This is a genomic window from Bacillus sp. ABP14, from assembly GCF_001831375.1.
Lineage (GTDB): Bacteria > Bacillota > Bacilli > Bacillales > Bacillaceae_G > Bacillus_A > Bacillus_A paranthracis.
This window is the reverse complement of the sequence record NZ_CP017016.1, coordinates 2,396,310-2,419,657: the sequence shown is the minus strand read 5'-3', so window position 1 is coordinate 2,419,657 and position 23,348 is coordinate 2,396,310. Positions and strand designations below refer to the sequence as shown.

Genomic DNA, 23,348 nt, shown 5'->3' with positions numbered 1-23,348 from the left:
ACTTTATTCTTTTTTAAATTGAAAATTTAGACGTTCCACTTGATTGATTTCCTCCATTACTTTACGAATTCCTTCCTCAATCCTATCTTCCTTTACATTCGATACGTTCAACTTTAATAGTCTTTGTTTCGGAAAACCTTTCAAATAATTTTTATCAATCGTATCAACACTAATTTGCATTTCACTTAGTCTTTGTATCAACATTTCCGAAATACTTGTTTTATGTACTTCTAAACAAGTATGGATTCCAATTGTATTTTGCTTTTTATATGTGAATAAAAGCGGGGTTTCACTCTGCATTCTTTCTAATGCTTCTGCTAGTTTTTTTGATCTATTATTATAGGAAGATTGAATTTTATTTTTATGGCGTTCGAACATGCCACTCTTTATATAAATTTCTAAAGCAGCTTGGGATATCATTGGGCTATCTATATCTAAAATTTTTTTATATGTATGGAAAGCACTCGAAATAATCGGTGGAATAACTGCTACACCAACTCGTAAACCCGGAAAAATAATTTTAGAATAACTTTTCAAATATATGACATGATTACTATGATCCAAGCTATATAACGGATCGGCTTTTGAATCTGTTTCTAGATCTGCTAAATAATCATCTTCTACTATAAATACATTGTATTTCTTAGCCAATAGTACAATTTTTTCTTTCTCATCTTTAGAATAAGAGGTTCCAAGTGGATGATGATATCTCGGTATTGTATAAAAGAATTTTATTTTACCAGTTCGAAAAATACGCTCCAATTCATTTAAATCAATACCTTCATTCGTACGTTTAATACCGATTACAGGAACTTTATTTATTTCTAGATATTCTATATATAAATGATACGTTGGCTGTTCAACTAATATTGTTTCATTTTCATTTGAAAATGGTATAGAAGTTAATATTGCAAGTGCCTGCTGCACACCTGACGTTATAAAAATATTGTCTTCTTTCGTGAACACTTGATAATTTGCCAACTGTTTTTGAATGACTGGAATTAAAGATGGTAACCCTTTCGGTGTTCCGTATACGAACAAATCATTTTTATAAGTATCGATTGCCTTATTAATGCAATGCTGAAAATCTAAATACGGGAAAACATCAGAATCTGGTGCTGAAGAAGCGAAATCAATTATCTCTTTATTTTCTATAGTACTCCCAGATTTCTTAGCAACGTAGTATCCACTTTGAGGGACAGAATATATAATGTGACGCTTTTCTAATTCATGAAGCGCACGTATAACTGTTGCCTTATTACATTCATATTGTGTAACAAGCGATCGTATAGACGGTAATTTCTTTCCTTCTTTTATTTCTCCATGTTGAATCATGTTTTCTATATCATTAAAAATACGTAAATACTTATACATTTTACACCTCCTTCAGCAATTTTATATTTAATTACATCGATTTTTCATCCATATAGCATTCATTCCTCAATTAGTTAATTTTTCGATTATCTATATCGTAAATCCCAATAGCATATGAATCATTTTCAATCCATTTCTTTACTGCTTCTGTTTTAAGTACACCTTCAATCTCTTTTTCTATTTTCTGCCCAAGTTCCCTCGTTCTTACTTCATCATCGCTAATCTTAGTTTTTATATCAATAGCAACAGGTTGATTCTTATTATAATTTATTTGCTGAATCCCAAACCCTTCATATCCATTCTTTCTGAATACGTCATCAAATATCTGTTCAAAAACTAACTCCCATCTATGTTCTGCATTTACAATCTCCTTGTTTCTTTGAGATATATTTACTTTATAGGACATAATGCCTTGAATTTGCAATCTTTTATTAATTTCTTTTTTTATTTCATTAGCATTTTCGCTATCAGCAATCTCTAAATCTACTATTCTTTCCTTTTCATCCCATATAGCAGCACTAAAAAAAGTTTCCTTCTTGACTGTCGCTGTAGCAATATCCATAACTTTAGAATCTTCACTTTTGGATTCTTCCATTTCAGACTCACAAGCACACAATAAAGCAATTGAAAATAAAAATACAATCAACTTCTTTCCTCTTTTCATTGCACTTCCCTCCGTAAATTTTCATTTACGATAAACTTTTACTTTCACATATAAATACCTTCTATAAATTTAAAATTTAACATTATTTCACATTTTCTCCTCTTAAACAGGAAATTACAATTAATAAATAGAATATCTTCATGAATAAATAAAAAGTGAGGGATATATAATGCAACGTGTAAATACGATTGATATTAGTAATGTACTACAATTGGAAAAAACACTTTCGACTTTATTAAATAAAATGATTTCTTCAAAACTAGACCTTGAAAACTGGTTAAAAGAGCAGTCAAAAGTGATTTGGGAAGTCGAAGAACAATTAAGATCACATTATATCGCCTTTCAATGTAATACGGATGATGAAAAAATAAAGGATACTTTTGAACATGATCAACAATTTGTAAAGCCACTTTTAAAACGGTACCAAAATTTATTGGATAATAAATATTTAGAGTCACCTTTTCGAATGGAATTAGATTCTAACGTATATGGTTTATTAGATACAAAAATAAAAAATGCTCAAAAGTTATTTTGTGAGGAAAATATCGAATTAGAAATAAAGGAAGACAAATTAATCACAGAGTATTTTGAAATCACTGGAGGATTAAGTGGAATTTGGGACGGAGAAGAAAAAACGATAACAGAATTACAATCCTATTTACAAGATTCGAATCGTGACATCCGTAAAAAGGCAAAAACCATTATTTCCGAACAATTTTTATCTGTTGAAAAAGAACTCCAAAACATATTAAATCAATTAATTGAAATTCGCCATCAAAAAGCAAAAAATATTCAACTAGAGAATTATCGTGATTATATGTTCAAGAAATACGAACGTTTTGATTATTCAGCGAAGGATTGCTATGAACTAGCTGAATCCATACGTAAGTATGTTGTGCCTCTTAAAGATAAAATATTACTAGAGAAAAAAGAGAAACTACAAGTCAATACGCTTCGCCCGTGGGATGTATCAGCTGTAACTCCAGATCAAAAGATCCTTAAACCCATTGCAAATGAAAATGATTTAATTGAAAAGAGCACTCATATCCTTAATAAACTAGATGTTGAATTTTCAGCACTTTTAAACCGAATGTATAAACATAATTGTCTTGATTTAACAAGCCGCAAAGGAAAAGCATCTGGAGGCTTTTGTGAGTACTTACCAGCTTCACAATTATCATTTATTTTTATGAACTTAAATTATACACAAGATGATATTATCACTTTTATACATGAAATGGGTCATAGTATTCATAACGAACTCATAAAATCATTAAAATTACGACAGTATATAGAAATTCCAGCTGAAACAGCTGAACTAGCCAGTATGACAATGGAGTTATTCTCGCTTAATTATTGGGATACCTTCTATACAGACAAAAAAGATTTAAAACAAGCAAAAATTAACTTCTTTAAAGATGTTATTTCATATTTACCTATTATGCTTATTGTCGATCAATTTCAACACTGGCTGTATGAAAATCCAAGTCATACTTCTGAAGAAAGAAATGAAAAATACTTACAACTTCAAAAACATTATCAGTCTAGCGTCATACATATTGATGGCTACGAAAACTGGATAGCAACGAGTTGGTTACCTGTACTCCATATCTTTGAAGTACCATTTTATTATATTGAATATGCGATCGCCCAACTTGGTGCATTACAAATGTATAAACAATATAAAGAGGATCCAAAGCAAGCACTTGAAAATTATAAAAAGGCCTTATCATTAGGTAGCTCTAAATCTTTAACGGAAGTATATGAAGCTGCTGGAATTCGTTTTGATTTTTCTGGCGAAATAATTAAAGAACTAATGTTATTTGTAGAGGGAGAATTAGAGTTACTTGAGCAATTATAGGAAGAAAGCTGCACCTATATTTTGGGTGTAGCTTTCTTCTCTATTTTATTAATCAGTTCTATATACTGAGAATCACCATATCCGATTGTTGGAAATAGTTGAAACAACTTTGTTAATAATTCTTGAGTTGATAAATCTTTATTTTTAGAGATAAATTTCATTACAGTATTATCTTCTTTTAGCATTTTTAAATATAGATCTATAGCCTGATACATTACAGGTGGTACCTTATAGAAAGTCTTTTTATGATTTACTAATACTTCATTGTATACCGAAGAATAATTTCCTAATTCAAGTTCAATTTGATTTACTTTAAATTCATCTTCTCTGAAGCTATTTAAGTATACCTTCCCCTCATAACGAGACTGTTCAAGGTATGAAAGTATTGTAAGTAAGTTCATTTGACAAAACATATCTTCACCAAACCATAAAACAATACATTTATACTCTTTCGTAAAAAGTTTCTTTAATGGATCTATAACCTTTTTTGTGTAACTTTCTACTGAACTGTTATGTCCTGCCGCCCTTGTCTTAATAAATTCTTCATCAAAAACTAGTGTAGTAACTCGGTTTACACACATCGCTTCATTAAATGGTGCGTAATCAGAATCACCCATTAGCTTTTCATTTTTTAATTCTTCATACATCATTTGACCATTCAATATGTTTAATACATCTTTATCAAACAGCTCGCTCTTCGCATTTCGTAATTGCTCCACCTTTATTTTTCTAGAAATATTCATATTAAACTCTCCTTCCTTATTTATATTGAGTTTAACAAATGATTGAATAGGCAATTGGTTAAGTTGAAATTCTCTTGGATTCATTCCAAAAACATTCTTGAAAGCTCTACTATAGGCCTCTTGCGAAGAATAATTGTAATCCAATGCGATATCTATTATCTTCCTACCATTCTTTAAATCTTCTATAGATAAATATAACCTTCTAAGAAGAATATAGCGTCTAATACTGAAACCCGTTACTTGGTGAAATTTAAAAGAACAATAATAAGGAGAATACCCCATATAACGGGACAATTCATCTAATGAAAATTCCTTTTTTAAATTGACCTCAATCCAGTCAATCATCTGCTGTATATGTTCATTCATTTCCTTCACTCCTTATTTAAAAGTATAAGAGAAGTGCATTTCTTTCTTTTGATATTTCTTGTGTTTGATAACATAAGACTTTCTGTAATATCTTTAAAATTTATATATAAGTATTGATTTTATTTTTTCATCTATCTTATTTTGAAATACCTTCTATTCATTTTTCAATTTAGCCTTAATTAATATGCTGGCAACACTTAACTAATTATTAAAAGACAATTTATATCATATTTCATTTTAAAGGATTTCGAAAATTAAACTCGAATTTTGTAAAATAAGATTCTTTTAATTCTCTAGTTAAAAAATAAAAGTTTTAAAAGGAAGTTATAATGAAAGAGCTAGAAAAAGAAATACTTCAATTCATAAATGAACAATATCCGCTGAATTTTATTAACATTAAACCAATAACAAATGAGATGTATGAATGTCTCACAGATCAAGGAACATACTTCATTAGAATTACAAACTACAAAACATATGAAGAACAATTAGAAGAAGTTACATATACGAATTTTTTATACGAAAACGGTTTAGATGTTCCACCAATACTCCCTTCTTTACAAGGGAATCTTGTAGAAAAATTAACATTAGACAAGGAGCTTTTTACAGTATTATATAAAGCTGCTCCTGGTATACATTTACCAAGGTGCGAATGGAATTCTACTATATTTAAAAAACTTGGTCAACAAATCGGAAAATTGCATCGTATATCTAAAATCTTTGAAAAAGCTAAACTGGTTAAATATATTAACGACTGGTATGAGAATGAGGAATATAATTTCCTTAAGTATATTCCTCAAGAAGAAACTACTATTAGGGAAATTGCATCTGAAGTTTTAAATTCTATAAAAGAGCTACAAAAATCCACTTCAAATTACGGCTTAATTCACGGAGATTTATGGCTAGAAAATATTTTAGTTGAAAACAATTCAACCATAACAATGATTGATTTTCAAGATTGCGAAAAACATTTTTACCTATTCGATTTAGCTGTTCCTATTTATAGTACTTTAGAATATTCATTTGCTGGAAATGGGAATATCATTGACTATGAGCATTCTATTACAAAAGCTCTATTTGAAGGGTATCAAGAGGAAAATGAACTACCTAAAGAGATGATTGAGAAGTTTCCATTGTTTATTAAATTAAAGGAGATTTTTGAATATAGCTTAATGCACATGTATTGGGATAAGGAAGAATTAACTGAGGAACAAGTACGGATAATGAATCTTTATAGGATGAAGATTGAAACTAAATATACCTATTGTTTAAAAACGCTGTTGTTTAACTAAAGTTCCCTTGTAGTTAAACAACAGTATTTATTAATTAGCTACTAGACAACTTTTGTTGTATTACTTATAAATACTGATTCAATAATGTGTTTAAATCCACTTCATTTTGCGGAGATACCTTCTCAGAAAATCTAGCTGCAGTTATAATAGGAGCCCATTGAAAGATCTCCCCTCTTGTTAGGTCGGTATTACGGCAATATATTTGTAAATACATTTCTGCTAATTCTATATGAGACTGCGCATATAATAAATATGTACGAAACACATCTGCACGAATATCACCTGAACAAGCATCTACCCAGTCTATAATACTTACATTCTTTTCACTTAAAATTAGATTAAATGGATGGAAATCGCCATGGCATAATCTAGAATCAAATTTGATTGAATGTAACTTATTCAATATATTTTCCTTTTGTTTTTCATCCAATTTATGTACAGATTTAATTTGACGCTCTAACCTTTCCTCCATTGCTTCCATTTCACCCGTATTCACACGTATAGCGTGAATCTTTTTTTGTTCATTCACACAAATATTTATATAATACTCTGCCTCATTTAGATTATTAAGCAGGAGATCACCTATACTGTCCCCTTTTACGTATTCCATAATAATTGCCTGTCTATTTTGTATCTTAGTCACTTCAAATACGTTTGGAACTGATAGCCCGCATGAATACGCATATTTTTGTTTTTTTGCTTCATTCATAGACTCTGTATTTGGGAGGTAATCTTTAAATAATTTCATAATCTTATTATCATATAGATAAATTTCCGCTGTGTTCCCTTTTGCTATCGGATTTTCTAAATTCAATTCATTTCTCTCCTTACAGTAAAATAAGCTAGCACCTTATACTCCTTTATAAATTCAGTGTAATAAAGCTAAAACCCTTCTCCATGAAAATACAAAAAACTTACCACTTTCCATCCTTAAATAGAAAGTGGTAAGTTTAATTTACTAGGAATATTCGAAGGAAAATGTGGTGTATGCACTATTGAAAATGCATATCCTTGCTCAATAAATGATACTTCATTATGTTTACATTGAAATGGTACACAATTTCTCTTAAAGTTAATTTGGATTTGCTGTAAAAATGCAGGATCTGATGTTCCGAAAGAAACATGCACTTTCGGTGGTAAAGCTTTCATCTCAATCGGGATCCAAGGTCGCTGCCACCAAGTTGCAACAATATATGCTGTGCCACCTATAACAAAGTTGAAAATATCCCCATCTTCCATCGTTTTCATATTTAGATTTGATTTCAACCATTCCGTAAATACAGGTACACTTTTAACGGGAAGTCCGATTTCCCTAACATATAAAATGTTTAAAGGGGAATACGGTACTAATACATCTTCTTTAACATAACTATGTGCGATGATTTCGAGTAGGTTTCCATCACCGTCTTTAAAGTATACATTGAATAAACCATTCTCTTCACCAATTACATTTCCATTTTTCCATTTCACAATGAGTAATCCAGAATCCTTTAACCACCTTGCTGTTTCATGAAATTTTGAATATGGAATCTCAAAAGCGAAATGCGCAGGTGCGATTGGTTCGTATACTTCTTGAAAACTAATTGTTGTGTATGGTGTTACTTCAAATTGAATAAAAGATGCCGTTTCTTTTTTTATTGGAAAAGATAATATGTCCTTATATACTTGTTTTACCCCTTCTATGGAAACCGTTTGTAATTTTATATCTGATATATGTGTAATCACGTTACATTCCCCCTTGTTTCTTATTATCTATTCGTATTGTATTACAATTATAAATAGATAAAATCAAACGGAAGGATTGATTTTTCAAATAAACCCTACAACTTTAGTATGAATATGTTACCTTCTTTCATTGTTAATATAGTATTGTTTCCATACAAAAAGCTGCCTTTCCTTATATGAAAAGCAACTTTTACATTAAAACACATTATAATTTAACAGCAATAATCATAAACCTTTTTGAATTCGTACGAATCCCTTTTTTAGAACTATTTGCATCGATAAAGTTTTGTAAAATAGTAAAATCCTCTTCTTCTTCTCCAAATCTAGGAATAATAGGTGTATGTTTTAATAAGAAAATGAGATCTTCAGGAGTGCTATAATAATCAGTAACATCATATTCACGTACTTGCACGAGTTCAAATCCTGCATTTATAAGTTCACCCATATACTTTTCTTTTAGAGTTCCATCTCTTTCGTCTAAGCATTGTCCTCTTCCAAAAGCCTCTTTCAGGTTCAATTTATCATGTTCGCTAACTTGTTGCGTTAAAAACAAAGCACCTTTTTTCATTACTGTTGCTAATTCGGATGCTATAAATGGCGCGTGACAACTAGAAACAATATCAAAATGCGCATGTGGAAACGTTAAAGCTTCAGAATCCATTTGAAGAAACTCAATATTTTGTACATCTGATTTTCTCAAATTGGAATGTGCTTTTTCAATCATACCGTTAGAATTATCTATCCCAACTAAAAATTTAGCCGAAGATGCTATATGAAGTACATTTTCTCCTCCGCCTGTACCAACATCTAGTAAAACATGTGATGGCTTGCATCTTTCTTTTACCTCTCTATAAAAGTCCCATGAATCTCCTACAGTTTCACATTTTATTTTACTAAAATCCCATCCATTTAATCTTCCTACTTTATCATAAAAGTTTTTGTATTCTAATTCGTTCATTTTATGTGTTCCCCTTTGTTGATACATATAAATTAAAATGAACATTGATTATTTATTCTATATTTGTAAGCCAAGCTTCATAAAACGCTTGAACAGTGCGATATCTTTTACTTTTTTCTTTATACAGCGCTTTTTTACATATATTATATAATTCTTGTGTGCTTTCCCATTTTTCATAGCTTTTATCATTTTTTCCGCCGATAAAAGCAAAAGCAATTCCGGCTAACACATACACATTCGTTTCGCTTGTAATTTGTGCATGCAGTTCATATTCCTCCGGTGCTTTAAAGCGAGTTGTTCCCCAAAAATCCTCCCCAATTTCATTGAATACAGGTGTTTTTTGAAAGAAATCAATATCACAAATCGTCAGTTTTGATTGTTCAAAATTATATAAAATACTACCGTCATAAAAATCAACCATGACATATTCTAATGACTCCACGTAAGTTGCAAACTCTAAAATTTGTGTCAATATGTTAAGTCTCTCCGTCACGGATAATTGTCTTAACTTTACAAAAGGTGAATTTGGTGAATGGTGCTTTTCAAACGGCGTAAAGTCCCAATGGTTGTGCATGCACTCCCCATCAATCCAATGAAACTTTAAACAAAATCCATTTTGCATTGGAATGGAATTAATATATGGAATTAGTAAAGGATGTTGAATTTGTTCATACACTTCTTTTGCTTTCATTAATCGCTGGATTGCATCCTCTATATTACCTTTGTACTCTAAATTGCGTGCACCAGCATACTTCAAAAAATAACGTTTTCCATTTTCAATAATACCAAAACTAATATTCCCTGAATCTTGCTGATCAAAAACAGTAAACACTTCTACATCCTTTAGCCAATCAAAATTATGATCCTCAGCCAATGTTATAGGGTATTGATTTTTTCCAATTTTAATATTTATCATGAATTGCTCCTAGCTTTGAGCAAACGTAGTTTATAGAGGTATACTACGCATACTCAAATTATTTTTACCTCATTTTTTATTGTCTTTTGTTTGTTCATAAAACATCACTCCTTTCAACTAAATTCCCTTTATTCAACAACTACCAAAATCTTCTTAATTTCTATTATATATTATAAAATACAAATTATAAGGAAAATATATTTCATACACATAATCAGTTTACATAATATTTTTATAGTTTATTTATATGTATAATCTACATCTCCCCCCAACCACACATACTATCTAAAACAGTACAAACTGTTTTTACATTCTTCATTTTCTCGTTAAAATATATCTGAAAAGTAGGATTCACCGAAAAATTACAGAATTCTATATATAACAAGTATAGGACGGATGATTTTCAAATTCCTCTATAATAAAGGTGGTATAAATAGTGTGAAACTTAAACAAGAACAAAGACTTACCGTAAAGACAACTTTCTCTAAAGAATACAAGATTTTTATTTTCGGTTTACTCATTTCAAGAATTGGGGATTCACTATACACATTTGCGTTGCCTTGGATTGCCTATCAATTAACCGGTTCAGCTGTAATTATGAGTTCTTTATTTGCTATTAACGTATTGCCAATCGTTTTATTTGGCCCTTTAGTTGGTGTAATAATTGATCGTTATGATCGAAAAAAGTTACTTTTGGTAGCGGATATTACTAATATTATTTTAGTAAGTCTTGTTCCAATACTACATTCATTACATCTATTAGAAATCTGGCATTTATACATAATTACTTTTATGTTAGCAGTTATGTCCATGCTTTTTGATGTAACAACTGTTACAGTCATTCCGCAAATTGCCGGAGCATCCTTAACGAAAGCCAATTCTTTCTATCAAATGGTCAATCAATTAGCTAGTTTATTTGGTCCAATGATAGCTGGAGTTTTCATTTCTTTTATTGGCGGCTTTCAGTTGCTTTGGATTAATGTTCTTTCATTTATTGCAACATTAGTTGCTGTGATGTTATTACCGTCTATGAAAACCACAAATAAAAAATGTGAAGATAAAAATACACTTCAAAATGTACTATCTGATTTGGTTAATGGATTTACATGGCTCAAAAATGATCGCTTAAATTTAGCTTTATCTTTTCAAGCTATGATAGGAAACTTTGGAGCAAGTGCGGTTTTAGGTGTATTCATGTATTATTTATTATCCACATTACAACTTACCCCAGAACAAAGTGGGGTGAATTATTCATTAATTGGAATAGGTGGTCTTTTAGGAAGCTTGATTGCAGTTCCTTTAGAAAAGAGGTTACAGCGCGGCATACTAATTCCCTTACTCTTATTTGTTGGGACAATTGGCTTAACTTTTGCGCTTTGGAGCACATATTGGCTCGCTCCCGGAATTGCTTTCGGTGTTGCAATGACTTGTAATATTGCATGGAATACAATTGTAGCCACAATTCGTCAGGAAACAGTTCCATCAAATATGCAAGGAAGAGTTATAGGATTTTCACGTGTACTTACACGATTAGCTATGCCACTCGGGGCATTAGTAGGAGGTATTATTTCAGCTTATAATCCTGTCTTTGTATTTGCTTTAGCTGCTTTTACTAAATTAATTGAAGTCTTTATTGCTTTATATAGTCCGATACGAAAATTATAATAGTAGGAAAGATAATTATGATTGGTTAATTGCAATTACGGATAAGTTTATAAAGGAAAAAGGCATATTATAATGCCTTTTTTCTTTATCATCATTTAACTGGATAACAAACTTCTGTAACCCACTTATTAGGATCTGATTCCATTGCTGGGCTCACATGATAAATATTAAACATCGGGCCTGCTAATTCGTAACCTTCTGTCTCAATCCATTTTGCCGCAGCTTCATTTACAGCTGTCATCTGTTCATAACTTCCATTAACTGTTATAGAAGCTACATTAGCTGATTCCACATTTTTAAATGTAACGTCTTTTGTATTTTCGTGCTTTCCTAGAATACTTAGCTGTATTTCTATATCTACATCATTTTCTTTGTATTCACGATCATGGAAAACCGCAATACTATAACTCGGATGGTCAATACTAATATTCTCCATTTGAATTTCTTACATTAATATACTCCATAAATCACCTTCGCAATTATACGATGGAATAATCTTTCTAACACTAGCTACAGTTCTTTCTGGAATTTCTTTTATTGAAACATGATAATTCATCTCAACAACATCCTCTCTCATCGTTTTCATTGAGTCTTCGAGGAGACGTAATTGTTTTTTGAGGTTAATCATGTCTTTTTTAATTTGAGCACTACGATTTAAAAACTGCTCCTTAATACCATCTATATTATCGCATTCTATTATTTCTTTAATGGTAGCGATATTAAATCCCATATTTTTTAACGTTTGAATTTGATTTACTTTCTTTAATTGGGCTGCTGAATAGTATCGGTATCCACTCTGCTCATCAACTTTTATTGGTTGTAATAATTCAACTTTATCGTAGTGTCTCAACATACGTATACTAATGGAAGATAGTTTCGAAAAATCCCCTATTTTAAACATGATTTCCTCCTATAAGTTACATCTACTTTGAAGCTCAACTTTATCTTAAACAATGACATTGTGTGAGAGTCAACTGTTTATAACACTTGAATTATATTTCTTTAATTATTTATCCTTATACCGTCTTATGCCTATAAAGATTGATAATAATCCGTTCACAGCTAATAAAATTACTATAATACTTGTAAATAAACCTACATCTGCCGCAAATATTTTAATCGTACGCCATGGTGAACTCGTACTATAAGTAAGCAGTGGGATAAAAATAATAGATAATAGTAGGAATAGACTCCCTATGAATAACCAAATTACCTTTTTTACAGTTTTCACATGTTTATACTTTTTAATTAACATAATTGATATTACGAAAAGTATAAGTGTAACTATCAACAAAATAATTTGTGTTAATGGTATGTTTTTAGAGATATCAATCAGTTCTTCTCCATTCAAAATACTAATAATCCCCTTTTTCAATTCTGATAGTGCGGTTTCTTCTAATACATGATTTTTATTTGTTAAAATCACACCACTCCAGCCACTTTTATTTAAAGTAAATATTTCTGCACGAGCATCGGGCGTTGATCCTGAATGCCAAATCATCGTTTCGCTTTCATTTATATTTGTTGTTCTTAATCCAAAACCATAACTTTTTTCTGAATTTATTTGATAAAGTGGTGAAAGATAAAGATCCATGTTTTCTTGCTTTAAAAATTGAGGATTTTCTTGGCGATTCAAAAACATAATGAATTGAATCATATCTTCCAAATTCGCGGTAATATAACCATATGGTGCCCCGGCATTATCATAGAACACTACACTTTTTCTTGGTATGCCAAACCACGACTGATAACCTGTTAAATAGCCTTTTTCATATGCAGTTTCTTTACTTGCTGCCGCGCCATTCATATTTAACGGCTGAAAAATATACTTTTCCATATATGATGAATATGTTTCATTTGTGACTTCTTCAATAAGTGCGCCTAAAACAATATAATTTGCATTACTATATTGATATTTTTCACCTGGTGAAGCAGTTACTTTTACATTTGAAAGTTTCATTACATTTTCTTTTAATGCTGTAGAACTTTTAGATTGCTTATCTGATAATGCTAAGCCTTCATATGTGTTGATTCCGCTTGTATGAGTTAGTAGATGTTGGATTGTTATAGTTGAGGATATTTGAGCATCTTTTAGTTTAAACCAGGGGAGATATCGTTGAACTGGATCCTCTAATTTTATTTTTTTATCTTCTATTAATTTCACTATAGCTAAAGCTGTTAAAGATTTACTTATTGAGCCGATTGCAAATGGTGTTTTACTAGTTACCTTTTTTTCAGATTCTCCAGTAACCCCCATCGTTTTTGTGAAGAATACTTCTTTATTATGTACAATTGCAACAGCAACTCCTGGAATATTCTGTTCATTTATAAATTCTTCAATATACTTATCTAAAGTAGCTTTAATATTGTGCTGAGCATACACTTTTGGATGAACGATACATAATACTAATACATTACAAAGAATACATATTTGGAATAATTTATAGATAGTTTTCTTCATTATACTTTAGATAGCTTTCTTTTTTTATAATTTACTAAACTAATAAATACTACTACAGAGATTGTAAAACTACTCATTATTAATAATGAGTTCCACCATTGATTCTCTGATATACGATATAAAATATTATAATCAAATATATCTTTACTATTAGGTTGGTTAAATGATTCAGTTAAAAATATTGAAAATGTAGTTTGCGAGATGAGGTAAGTAATAAATGCGATGAATATGCCACGTAAGACAAATGTGTTGTATTTTCCTTTTTCATTTTGAAATTGTTTCATTTTAACTTGTAAATCAATTTCATTTATTTCTATAAAATCTTAAACAAATAATTGAGGGGTACCTAAATCATCTATACTGTCTTCACCATGTTCACGACATTCTTGAATATGTTCTAATATTTGTCGCTTAATATTTTCCCTTTCTTCTAAACTAATATCGTATTGCTTTAATTCCTTTAGTACGTCTGTTAAAAATTGCTTTTCTTTACCTATCAATCTATTCCTCATTTCAGAAGGTCTCCTTTCAAACCGCTTTTTAATAATGTTTGAATATCCGATTGCAATTCTAACCACTCATTAATTTTCTTCTCAAGACGTATTTTACCGTTTTCATTAATTTCATAATAAATTCTAACTTTACCACTGTCTGTTACTTCTTGATAAGTATTAACCCACTCTTGATTTTTCAGCTTAGTTAAAATGGGGTAAATACTTCCTACTCCTTTCAATTTTAAATTGTATACTTCAAGTTCTTTCATAATCTCATAACCATAACTTTTCTTTTTCGACAAAATAGATAATACACACATTTCTAAATGCCCTTTAATTAAACTCGTTCTATCCATAGGATAAATTTAACAGAAATATATACTTCATTCAAGTATATATTTCTGTTAAATGCAAAAAAACAGACAATAAAACAAAAAATTAACAAAAACAACAAATACCACTTACCAACCATTTTTAATCTTAATAATCACTTTTATAATATAATAATTACATAATTAATATAACCTTTAACGTTATTATCCTCTTAATTCAAGAACCTTATCTTTATATATTTCAAACCATTGTTGCCATTCATCTTTAGAAAATTCTTTTTCTTCTCCTTCTAGAACGGCAGAAAAAAGATCTAAACAAATATGCCAACCTGCTATATCTTTCGGTGTATGATCAGTTAATTCATGAATGTATTCTTTAAGAAGTAAAAGAGAACCATTTTCCTCTTTATGTATTTCAAATCGGACACGATCTTTACCCCAAGTAAATTCAAGTACTGAGTTTAATTGACATTCTAAAATATCAATATTTATGAATGAACCATCCATCATATCAAACTTTATGACTCCACCTGTTTTAAGGCTTTCAACCTGTAAATTAGACATCCATTTTTTCAGCTTACTGGTCTCTGTTAAAGCAGACCAAACTTCCTCTATTGTATATGGAAATTCGCGTTCAAATTTTACAATATATCCATTAGTTAGTTTTCCAATTTCAGCTATCATATTGATTGCCCCCTTTTATAGAATGTATGTTCTTATTTCATTTTACACGAATATAAATATAAAATAAATCTTTATGTCAATGAAGTATTAATTTAAAGTTAATGGTGATGAGAAAAACTTAAATATTTTCTAAATCGAGTTATATAATCGTGAGAATTAATTATCATGTATGTACGTTTCTCTATTAAATATAGACTTACGCACAAATAAAAAGAGCCGCATTTGCGACTCATGAAATTATAAAATTAACTCCTGCTTTTGTTGAATGATTTACCTCTTAATCGCATCAACAATTAAAGACGGAAAACCAAGTTTATCGCCTTTATTTCTAGAATCATATCTTTTCGAGCGAAAAATCACACCGTCGTTTGCATCCCATTCATTGTAATAAAACTGACCATTTTCATCACAATATTCAAGTAAAACCACCTCAAATCCAGCAGTTTCAAACATTTTCGTTAATGTTTTATAATTATGAACAATTTTATGACTTGCTGCAGGATGATCTTTCGGGCCAGGTCCGCCTATTTGAACTATATTTTGGTACGCTTCATCTCGGAAAAATGCATCAGGAACACCGCACCGAATGTGCCCTGCTGGCTTTAAAAATTCATAACAAATTTCAGCTGCTTTTACACCTTCTTCAAAAGTAAGATGTTCCCATATATGCTCTGCTAAAATAGCTGAAATAGAGTTGTATTCAAATCTTTCTTCCCACGTAGCTTTATCTAGTAGGTTAAGTTCATCTTCTTGCGTTTGAATCCAGCCTGGATTATTATTAAACTCTCCAGCTCCGACTACTACTTTAATTTCGTCTTGTTTTATTGCCAACACTTTCACCTCATAAACATATTAATTTATTAATATATTATATGTTTAGTATTATCTTTCCTTCTTCAACCAATTTAATAGCATGAGTACAGTACAATACCGAACTCATGCCTGAAATTCGTCTAACAAAACGATTTTCTAACTTTATAGAATCAGTTCATGAAATACAACTATTTTTATACAATTTATATACGATTTTTCTTACATAAACATAAAACAACAAACATTAACATAAAACCAATCACGTAAAAACTTGTTGTTCCACTGCCACCAGTGTTAGGGATTACCCAATTATTTTTCACATTTTTCACTGTTAGTTTTTGTGTCCTTACCTCTTCTATAATTTCTATTTCTATTGGATCTCTAAGTAACATATATCCGTTTGGTGCTTTTATTTCTTGAATCGTATACTTTCCAAGTGCTAATTGGTCGGAAATCACCTTTCCTTTTTCATCCGTTGTTAATCTACTAACTTCTTTACCTTCTTTATCTAAGACTTGAAATACAGCACCTTTTAGTTTTAAATTAATGTCCTTATCATCGACTTTCTCAATTTCAATTTGCCCAGTCGGATCTGGTAATTTCTTATTTGCTATTTTAATTTCTACTACTACATCTTTTTCTATTTTTACAGCTATTTTATCTTTTAATAATTCGTAACCTCTTGGTGCTTCTACTTCCACTAAGGTATAGTTACCTATTGGCAAATCTTTTGATATCGCTTCTCCTTTTTCATCTGTTACTAACTCCCCAACTACTTTTTTATTTGAATCTTCAATATGAAATTTTGCTCCTGCTAGCTGTTTATTTTTATCGCTCGTATCTACTTTCACTAACTTCATTTTCCCCATCGGATCTGGTAATTTCTTATTTGCTATTTTAATTTCTACTACTACATCTTTTTCTATTTTTACAGCTATTTTATCTTTTAATAATTCGTAACCTTTTGGTGCTTCTACTTCCACTAAGGTATAGTTACCTATTGGTAATTCTTTTGATATCGCTTCTCCTTTTTCATCTGTTACTAACTCCCCAACTACTTTTTTATTTAAATCTGTAATATGAAACTTTGCTCCGAGCAATTTTTCATTATCATTATTACTATCAACTTTTTTTATTTTTACTTTTCCTGTACTAGGCTTGTTCCATTGTTGCCAGTTAAATTTGAAATTGTGAAATTCAAATCCACCAGTTTGTAGTACCGTACTGACAAATGCTTGTCCATTAATTGAGCCGCCTTTTGTTTCTAATACAGCATTTGGAGCAAACACACTCCCAACAACACCATATCCCTCTGTTGTGATTTTTTTCGCATTAGGAAAAACCCAAATCACTTTCCCGTATAGCTCAGTAAACGGTGAATTAGGAGAATAGGGTTGAGATGTAGGAACTATATCCGTAGCCCTTCCAATATTGTTCGTGTCATATAGAATGGATCCATTTTTAAATGTAACTTCTATTGCATCCGAATACATAACAATAAAATCTTTACCCTTAGCATTGGGTAAAAATACATCTCTTATATCTAAATTGATTTTCCCGGTCAATTCTGATGAAACATAAATATTAGGATTGTTTATATCTTTTCCAATACCATAACTCATATTTGGAATGGGGATATTCGTTTTATATTGACCTGCATTTTTACCGACTTGCTTGACTATGTTGCGAAATTTATTAAATTTCGCGTCAATTTCTAGTTTTTCTTTATAAGCGATACGATCATAAGAAGATTGTATAATACTATCTGGATCACTCTCTTTTGTCATTACGACTATTCCGTTTTGAATGATAAAAGATTCCTCTCTTGATTTTTTGAATTTTCCAGACAATAACAAGGATGGATATCCCTCATCACTCCATTTTTCACCTACTATATTAGATGTTCCTGCTGCAGCACCTACAATCGTATAACCTGATGCATCCATATCACCTTGAACTGCGATTGCTCCTTCAATATCGCCACCTACTGCTTTATGGTTACCAAAGACAACAGCATTATAACGCGATATATCACCTAGACCTTCTAAATTTATCGTGGATCCATATGCTTCTTTTGGTACATAGACGACAAAACTTACACATAACATTAACAAAACCATAAAATGAATACTTACCAGTTTTAATAGTAGCCTCAATTCCTTTGTTCCCACCTTTACCGTATTTTTTCTACAGTCGAATAAAGTGCACTTTTATTAGTGATTCTTCCCTATATACCTTTTTTGCTTTTCCCTAAATTTTTGGATACACTATTCATTAATGCGGGATAAATACATTCTATCTAATTATTTTTTTCTTATAAATTACGACCAGAAGCATACATAACAATAGGATTGGAACTATTACCGTCCACTTATTAAACATAGATACCTCTGTACTCATTCCTTGTTTTTCTTCCTGGTCGAACTCTACACGCTCACCCCGAACTAGCAATCTATTGGTGTTTACTCCATAAGGCGTGCATGTAATTAATGTTGTATAATCTTTATTTTCTACAATTTGTAGATCGTCCGTTTCGTGTGGTAAAACTATTTTAATTTGATCTACTTTATAGGCAAGAACTTTGTCTAAAGAGTGAATATAAAAACGGTCTCCTTCACTCAACTTATCTAAATCTGTAAATAATTTTGCTGATGGTAAACCACGATGCCCTGTTAAAATAGTGTGCGTATTTTCTCCACCTACCGGGAGCGAAGAATAATCTAAATGACCTACCCCGCGACTTAATACTTCCTCAGAGGTCCCTTGATAGATTGGTAGTTTTATATTAATTTTCGATATTTCAATATACCCCATTACATCACCTAAATTTAAGGCATCGGCATACGCTTGATGATTACTTTTTTCTTCAGAAAATGGATCTGCAAATGTTTTCACGGAAGTTTGAACTTGTTTATTATATTCGGCTGCTTCTTTTTCTCTTCGTTCGAGTTCTTTCTTTTGTAGTGCTTTAATCTTCTTATCGTAAGAGCTAACCTCAGAATAATGTGCACGAGTCGCCAACCAATTACTAATAGTAGGATATAAAAAAATACCTAATCCAAATAAAAAAATACCACCTAAAACAAGATTTCGTTTCATATTTCCACCTCTGCATATACTAAAATATCGAAAAGAGGGAAGCATTTTGCTTCTCCCCTTTTCAAATCACATGGTTACATGTTCCTAAAACCTTAATTATTAGCAAACTTTTTTCTAAAGAAAACAAATGCTGCTGTAACCATTAACACAAGACCTATTACAGTAAAAAGAGTCGTTCCTATACCACCCGTTACTGGAAGCATCCATCCACTTTTATTATTTTCTATCGTTAATTTAACCGTTTGATTATTTTCGCTAATTTTTACATCAATCGGGTCTTTTAATAATTGATAAGAAGCTGTTGTACCATCTTCTTTTGTATATGTTGGTGCTTTCGTTTCAAAAATTTGATAGTCTCCATACGGAATGTTAGTCCATTTAATAACACCATTTTCATCTGATACACCAGTGACTTCTTTTCCTGCTACAACAACTATTTTCCCATTTTTATCTTTAAGTACAAACTCTGCACCTTTTAATTTCTTTTTATTAGCACCATCAATTTTTGTTAACTCAATTATTCCAGTTGTCGGAACAACAACTACAGGTTTAGATTCCTTTTCTCCAATTACATCATTTTTATTTATAAAATCAATTTTTGCTATATTTAAAATTTCCGAACCAGATGGTACGCCTTCTTTTACTTGTGATTTAATTTGCAAATGGAATTCTTTTTTACCATCTAATTGTGTGAAATCTTTTACTGTAGCTGTAATTTTTTGCCCTTCTACAGCTACCTCAACAATGCTTGCATTTACTTCCGCTCCATCAATTTTAACGATTGGTTTTCCTTGAATCACTAAACGATTGTCCAAAGTATCTGTTACTACATATTTTCTGTATTCTTTAATGTCTTCTGGGATTATTATTTTAATATCATAATTGTAATTAGTTAAAGGATTAATTGGCAGCGCTTCCAAATTTCCGTTAATCTTTTTACCAATAGTGGGTTCTTCATAGTTTTTCACTTCTACTTTAACTACTGTACCAGAAGTAATTGTTCCATCTTCGTTAATAGTTCCGGAGTTCTTTATAAAAAACTCGCGTTTAGTCGGATCTATTACATACCCTTTCGGTGCTTTTGTCTCTTGGAAATAGTATTCCCCATACTCTAATCCTTGCACGCGAATATGCCCATTACCATCTGTTACTAACTCTTTTTTCACTTCCGTACCATCTTTTTTAAATAAAGAGAATACTGCACCTGCTAACGCTTTTTCATTTGCACCAGTTTTTATTAAATCAACTGCACCACGTTTAATCTCATTTTTCGGATACATATGAACATCATAGTTTAGCACCTTACCCTCTTTATTCGTTAATGGAATATCCACTGTATACGTATTTGGATTTAGGTTAACATGTGAAGGTCCTGCCACTTCCTTCACTTCATAACGCCCTAGCGGAAGTTCTTTTAATACAGCTTGTCCATTATCATCTGTTACTACTTGAGTTGGAGTTGCTCCCATTACAGGTTTCACATCTTCTTTTACGATTTTCCCATCGTTTGAAATTTTTTCAAACGATGCAACCCTTTTCACTTCAAACGTTACACCTTTTAACGGTTTCGCATTTGTTGGCACCTCTTGATTTGCAAAGCCGTCACCTTCTAGTCCTGGTGCTCCATCTTTTTCTTGTTCATATTTATGAATGGTTAAAGTACCTTTGGATGGTGACGCTGCCTTTACCAATACACTAGACCATGTAGAAAATGTTAAGAAAAACATTAAAAGCACACTAAATATTTTTTTCATTTCTCTTATCCCCCTTTACTACTTCTATCATTTTAAAAATCTCTTAATTACTATTACCTTCTTGAAAGCAATAGTGTGCCAAGTATCAGATCTAAACAAATAACATAAAACATAGCCGACCAACAATCCATTGTTTACAATCACTTATTTACTCTTCTTCTTTTCTATTATTACGTTGTCTCTCCGTATGATAAATGTAGTTCTCTCCCATAAATTACACTTATATCCCTACTTCAAAAATCGTTACATATTAACTTTCATCGCTAAATTTCATTAAATACTTTGCGTCAATCCATTAATCTCTCCCTTCCTATCCCTATTTAAAATTCAATCTAAATCATTTTTTGATACATATAAGCAATAACAAGCAAATAAGTGTGACGAGTCATATTTTACGTTACTCTTTAAAACTATTACCTGTATATTCAAATAATATGTGCTATTCATGTTAAATTATGGTATTATTCTTAGAAGTTTATAATTTTTATAGATAAAGTTTTTCCGTTTCTACTTTTGAAAAAAGGAATATGTAATCATTCAACTATTACGCACAACTGTAAGGAGGAAGAATATGACTAAAAAGCTCAGTCTAGTCGAGATAGAGTATATTTGCAATATGTTTTTCCAATCTTTTGAAATTCCAGTTTGTTTTTTAGATTGTAACAAAAATATTCTTATAGAGTTTACATCAAAAAATGATTCACATTCGTGGTATGCACCAAACATAGAGCAGTTACATGTGCTTTTACAGAAAAATGATTCATATAATTTCCCAATCTTCAGAACTCACCATCATTTAGGGCACTTTATTTTAATTCACATAAAAAGTGATTACATGGTGAACGGTACTGTTATTATTGGGCCCTTAACACATGTAAATTTTTCTACAAGTAAAACGGATAGTGACCTTAATTTTATTGCTAATTATAAAAAAACAATTAACCATTATTTTTCATTTTCAATCAAAGATCAAAATTTCTTTGTAAATATAGCAATATTATTCTATAACATTCTCTATAAAAAAAATTCAGATGTAAGTACCTTTTCAAATAACAGTGACTCATTTCATATAAGTCATAGCAGAATCTTAAGCGAAGATATATATTTTTCAATGCAAAAAGACGAATCTATTTGTCATAACTTGTATATAGAGCAACAACTACTTGGAGCTATAGAAAACGGGGATAAAGAAACCGTACTCAAATATTATTACGAGTTCCAACAAGAGACTCTTTCATCTTTATCTTCATTTCATCAATTAAGACGTCATAAAAACATTTGTATTTCATCCATCACACTTGCTACTAGATATGCTATAAAAGGAGGGCTTCCTTCCGGGATTGCTTACAAGATTTACGATCTATACATTCAAAAGACAGAAGATTTAAAAGACACAGAATCTATTTGGGATTTATTAAGAAATGTTTTCTGTGCTTTTGCAGACCGTGTAAAAGTACAAAAAGTACAGCAACATTCAAAGACTATTTCTATTTGTAAAAACTACATTTTCAAAAATATTTACAATCAAATATCTGTTAAACAAATTGCTAAATTTGCAAATGTGAATTCAGATTATTTATCTATATTATTCAAAAAAGAAGTCGGTATATCATTAATTGAGTACATTCAACGTGAACGAATTGAAGAAGCGAAGAAATTATTAACTTTTACAACCTATCCCTTATCAGACATATGTGCTTCGCTTAATTTTAGTGATCAAAGCTATTTCACTAAAATTTTTAAAAAATTCACCAATGAAACACCTGGTAAATACCGACAATCTCATGTTGTCATTTAGAGTGAATCTTCCATTAAAACAAAGTGTTTTCAGTAACTTATCAATGAAAGATTTGAATTACTCCCACATTCATGACCTTTTGAGTTTAGGCTATTTATAAATCAAAAAACACGTTACTATTCTTTTATTTGATTGAGAATAGTAACGTGTTTTTATAGGTCATGTAATTTCGCAAACAGAAAAGCAGCCAAATACACCACTTAACTACTAAAATCTTATTAAGTAAAAAATCCATCAAATAATTATTGTGCGAGAATAAACCTAAACTTTTTTCGGTTAGTGACATTCATTCATCGGTACCCATCACATAATTTACGCCTAAGGCAGACTTCCTTATTGTGTTTTAATT

The 23,348-nt window shown here is 30.8% G+C and carries 18 protein-coding genes and 2 pseudogenes; 4 read left to right on the top strand and 16 right to left on the bottom strand.

What is annotated here, in order from left to right; genetic code table 11:
* Positions 1 to 3 precede the first annotated feature (3 nt).
* Together BGI23_RS12505 and BGI23_RS12500 are read right to left on the bottom strand one after the other, a co-directional pair.
* Positions 4 to 1,374 (bottom strand): aminotransferase-like domain-containing protein, encoded by a 1,371-nt coding sequence (locus BGI23_RS12505; protein WP_070806097.1) that lies wholly within the window; start codon positions 1,372 to 1,374, stop codon positions 4 to 6.
* Between the two features lie 70 nt (positions 1,375 to 1,444).
* Complete coding sequence (locus BGI23_RS12500) at positions 1,445 to 2,038, bottom strand: DUF4030 domain-containing protein (RefSeq protein WP_070806096.1); 594 nt, start codon at positions 2,036 to 2,038, stop codon at positions 1,445 to 1,447.
* Between the two features lie 169 nt (positions 2,039 to 2,207).
* On the opposite strand from BGI23_RS12500, the gene BGI23_RS12495 reads away from it, so the two are divergent.
* Entirely contained in the window at positions 2,208 to 3,899 is a 1,692-nt protein-coding gene (locus BGI23_RS12495) for a M3 family oligoendopeptidase (protein WP_070806095.1), read from the top strand.
* 14 nt (positions 3,900 to 3,913) lie between these two features.
* Here BGI23_RS12495 and BGI23_RS12490 read toward each other — a convergent pair whose 3' ends face one another.
* Positions 3,914 to 5,008, bottom strand: coding sequence for a helix-turn-helix domain-containing protein (locus BGI23_RS12490; protein WP_070806094.1), 1,095 nt, complete (start codon positions 5,006 to 5,008; stop codon positions 3,914 to 3,916).
* Between the two features lie 329 nt (positions 5,009 to 5,337).
* Here BGI23_RS12490 and BGI23_RS12485 point away from each other — a divergent pair, with 329 nt between their 5' ends.
* Positions 5,338 to 6,300 carry a phosphotransferase enzyme family protein gene (locus tag BGI23_RS12485; RefSeq protein WP_070806093.1) on the top strand — a complete coding sequence of 321 codons (963 nt, stop codon included), beginning with the start codon at positions 5,338 to 5,340 and terminating at the stop codon, positions 6,298 to 6,300.
* A gap of 64 nt (positions 6,301 to 6,364) precedes the next feature.
* Here the strand turns inward: BGI23_RS12485 and BGI23_RS12480 are convergent, their stop codons facing one another.
* The 4 genes from BGI23_RS12480 to BGI23_RS12465 all read right to left on the bottom strand — a co-directional run bounded on the left by BGI23_RS12480 (position 6,365) and on the right by BGI23_RS12465 (position 9,899).
* Entirely contained in the window at positions 6,365 to 7,114 is a 750-nt protein-coding gene (locus BGI23_RS12480; protein ID WP_070806092.1) for an aminoglycoside phosphotransferase family protein, read from the bottom strand.
* 116 nt (positions 7,115 to 7,230) lie between these two features.
* Positions 7,231 to 8,025, bottom strand: coding sequence for a VOC family protein (locus BGI23_RS12475; protein WP_070806091.1), 795 nt, complete (start codon positions 8,023 to 8,025; stop codon positions 7,231 to 7,233).
* 205 nt (positions 8,026 to 8,230) lie between these two features.
* Positions 8,231 to 8,983, bottom strand: coding sequence for a class I SAM-dependent methyltransferase (locus BGI23_RS12470; protein WP_070806090.1), 753 nt, complete (start codon positions 8,981 to 8,983; stop codon positions 8,231 to 8,233).
* A 52-nt stretch (positions 8,984 to 9,035) separates the two neighbouring features.
* The gene (locus BGI23_RS12465) at positions 9,036 to 9,899 is read right to left on the bottom strand and encodes a serine/threonine-protein kinase (protein WP_070806089.1); all 864 of its coding nucleotides are present in this window, start codon (positions 9,897 to 9,899) and stop codon (positions 9,036 to 9,038) included.
* A 438-nt stretch (positions 9,900 to 10,337) separates the two neighbouring features.
* Here BGI23_RS12465 and BGI23_RS12460 point away from each other — a divergent pair, with 438 nt between their 5' ends.
* Entirely contained in the window at positions 10,338 to 11,564 is a 1,227-nt protein-coding gene (locus BGI23_RS12460; protein ID WP_070806088.1) for an MFS transporter, read from the top strand.
* Positions 11,565 to 11,655: 91 nt separating this feature from the next.
* Here BGI23_RS12460 and BGI23_RS12455 read toward each other — a convergent pair.
* From BGI23_RS12455 to BGI23_RS12415, 9 genes and pseudogenes are all read right to left on the bottom strand, one after another.
* Positions 11,656 to 12,465 (bottom strand): annotated as a pseudogene (locus BGI23_RS12455) (MerR family transcriptional regulator).
* A gap of 105 nt (positions 12,466 to 12,570) precedes the next feature.
* On the bottom strand, positions 12,571 to 14,025 hold the full coding sequence (locus BGI23_RS12450) for a serine hydrolase domain-containing protein (RefSeq protein WP_070806087.1): 1,455 nt from the start codon (positions 14,023 to 14,025) through the stop codon (positions 12,571 to 12,573).
* A pseudogene (locus BGI23_RS12445) lies at positions 14,025 to 14,537 on the bottom strand (hypothetical protein). Before BGI23_RS12445 ends, BGI23_RS12450 begins: the two are co-directional and overlap by 1 nt.
* Complete coding sequence (locus BGI23_RS12440; protein ID WP_001992369.1) at positions 14,534 to 14,839, bottom strand: PadR family transcriptional regulator; 306 nt, start codon at positions 14,837 to 14,839, stop codon at positions 14,534 to 14,536. Before BGI23_RS12440 ends, BGI23_RS12445 begins: the two are co-directional and overlap by 4 nt.
* A gap of 216 nt (positions 14,840 to 15,055) precedes the next feature.
* Complete coding sequence (locus tag BGI23_RS12435; RefSeq protein WP_070806086.1) at positions 15,056 to 15,535, bottom strand: SRPBCC family protein; 480 nt, start codon at positions 15,533 to 15,535, stop codon at positions 15,056 to 15,058.
* A 270-nt stretch (positions 15,536 to 15,805) separates the two neighbouring features.
* Positions 15,806 to 16,366, bottom strand: coding sequence for a class I SAM-dependent methyltransferase (locus BGI23_RS12430; RefSeq protein WP_048554525.1), 561 nt, complete (start codon positions 16,364 to 16,366; stop codon positions 15,806 to 15,808).
* A 185-nt stretch (positions 16,367 to 16,551) separates the two neighbouring features.
* Positions 16,552 to 18,504 (bottom strand): SpaA isopeptide-forming pilin-related protein, encoded by a 1,953-nt coding sequence (locus tag BGI23_RS12425; protein ID WP_070806085.1) that lies wholly within the window; start codon positions 18,502 to 18,504, stop codon positions 16,552 to 16,554.
* A gap of 139 nt (positions 18,505 to 18,643) precedes the next feature.
* Positions 18,644 to 19,447, bottom strand: a complete 804-nt coding sequence (locus BGI23_RS12420) for a class C sortase (protein WP_080489158.1) — start codon at positions 19,445 to 19,447, stop codon at positions 18,644 to 18,646.
* Positions 19,448 to 19,539: 92 nt separating this feature from the next.
* Complete coding sequence (locus BGI23_RS12415) at positions 19,540 to 21,201, bottom strand: LPXTG cell wall anchor domain-containing protein (protein WP_070806083.1); 1,662 nt, start codon at positions 21,199 to 21,201, stop codon at positions 19,540 to 19,542.
* A gap of 571 nt (positions 21,202 to 21,772) precedes the next feature.
* On the opposite strand from BGI23_RS12415, the gene BGI23_RS12410 reads away from it, so the two are divergent.
* Entirely contained in the window at positions 21,773 to 22,999 is a 1,227-nt protein-coding gene (locus BGI23_RS12410; RefSeq protein ID WP_070806082.1) for an AraC family transcriptional regulator, read from the top strand.
* Positions 23,000 to 23,348: the final 349 nt, after the last annotated feature.

Bases quoted from the DNA above. Each gene is read 5' to 3' on its own strand.
- BGI23_RS12420 (WP_080489158.1), bottom strand. From the start codon at position 19,447: ATGAAACGAAATCTTGTTTTAGGTGGTATTTTTTTATTTGGATTAGGT.
- BGI23_RS12440 (WP_001992369.1), bottom strand. From the start codon at position 14,839: ATGTGTGTATTATCTATTTTGTCGAAAAAGAAAAGTTATGGTTATGAG.
- BGI23_RS12470 (WP_070806090.1), bottom strand. From the start codon at position 8,983: ATGAACGAATTAGAATACAAAAACTTTTATGATAAAGTAGGAAGATTA.
- BGI23_RS12450 (WP_070806087.1), bottom strand. From the start codon at position 14,025: ATGAAGAAAACTATCTATAAATTATTCCAAATATGTATTCTTTGTAAT.
- BGI23_RS12415 (WP_070806083.1), bottom strand. From the start codon at position 21,201: ATGAAAAAAATATTTAGTGTGCTTTTAATGTTTTTCTTAACATTTTCT.
- BGI23_RS12435 (WP_070806086.1), bottom strand. From the start codon at position 15,535: ATGATAGCTGAAATTGGAAAACTAACTAATGGATATATTGTAAAATTT.
- BGI23_RS12485 (WP_070806093.1), top strand. From the start codon at position 5,338: ATGAAAGAGCTAGAAAAAGAAATACTTCAATTCATAAATGAACAATAT.
- BGI23_RS12505 (WP_070806097.1), bottom strand. From the start codon at position 1,374: ATGTATAAGTATTTACGTATTTTTAATGATATAGAAAACATGATTCAA.
- BGI23_RS12490 (WP_070806094.1), bottom strand. From the start codon at position 5,008: ATGAATGAACATATACAGCAGATGATTGACTGGATTGAGGTCAATTTA.
- BGI23_RS12500 (WP_070806096.1), bottom strand. From the start codon at position 2,038: ATGAAAAGAGGAAAGAAGTTGATTGTATTTTTATTTTCAATTGCTTTA.
- BGI23_RS12410 (WP_070806082.1), top strand. From the start codon at position 21,773: ATGACTAAAAAGCTCAGTCTAGTCGAGATAGAGTATATTTGCAATATG.
- BGI23_RS12465 (WP_070806089.1), bottom strand. From the start codon at position 9,899: ATGATAAATATTAAAATTGGAAAAAATCAATACCCTATAACATTGGCT.
- BGI23_RS12495 (WP_070806095.1), top strand. From the start codon at position 2,208: ATGCAACGTGTAAATACGATTGATATTAGTAATGTACTACAATTGGAA.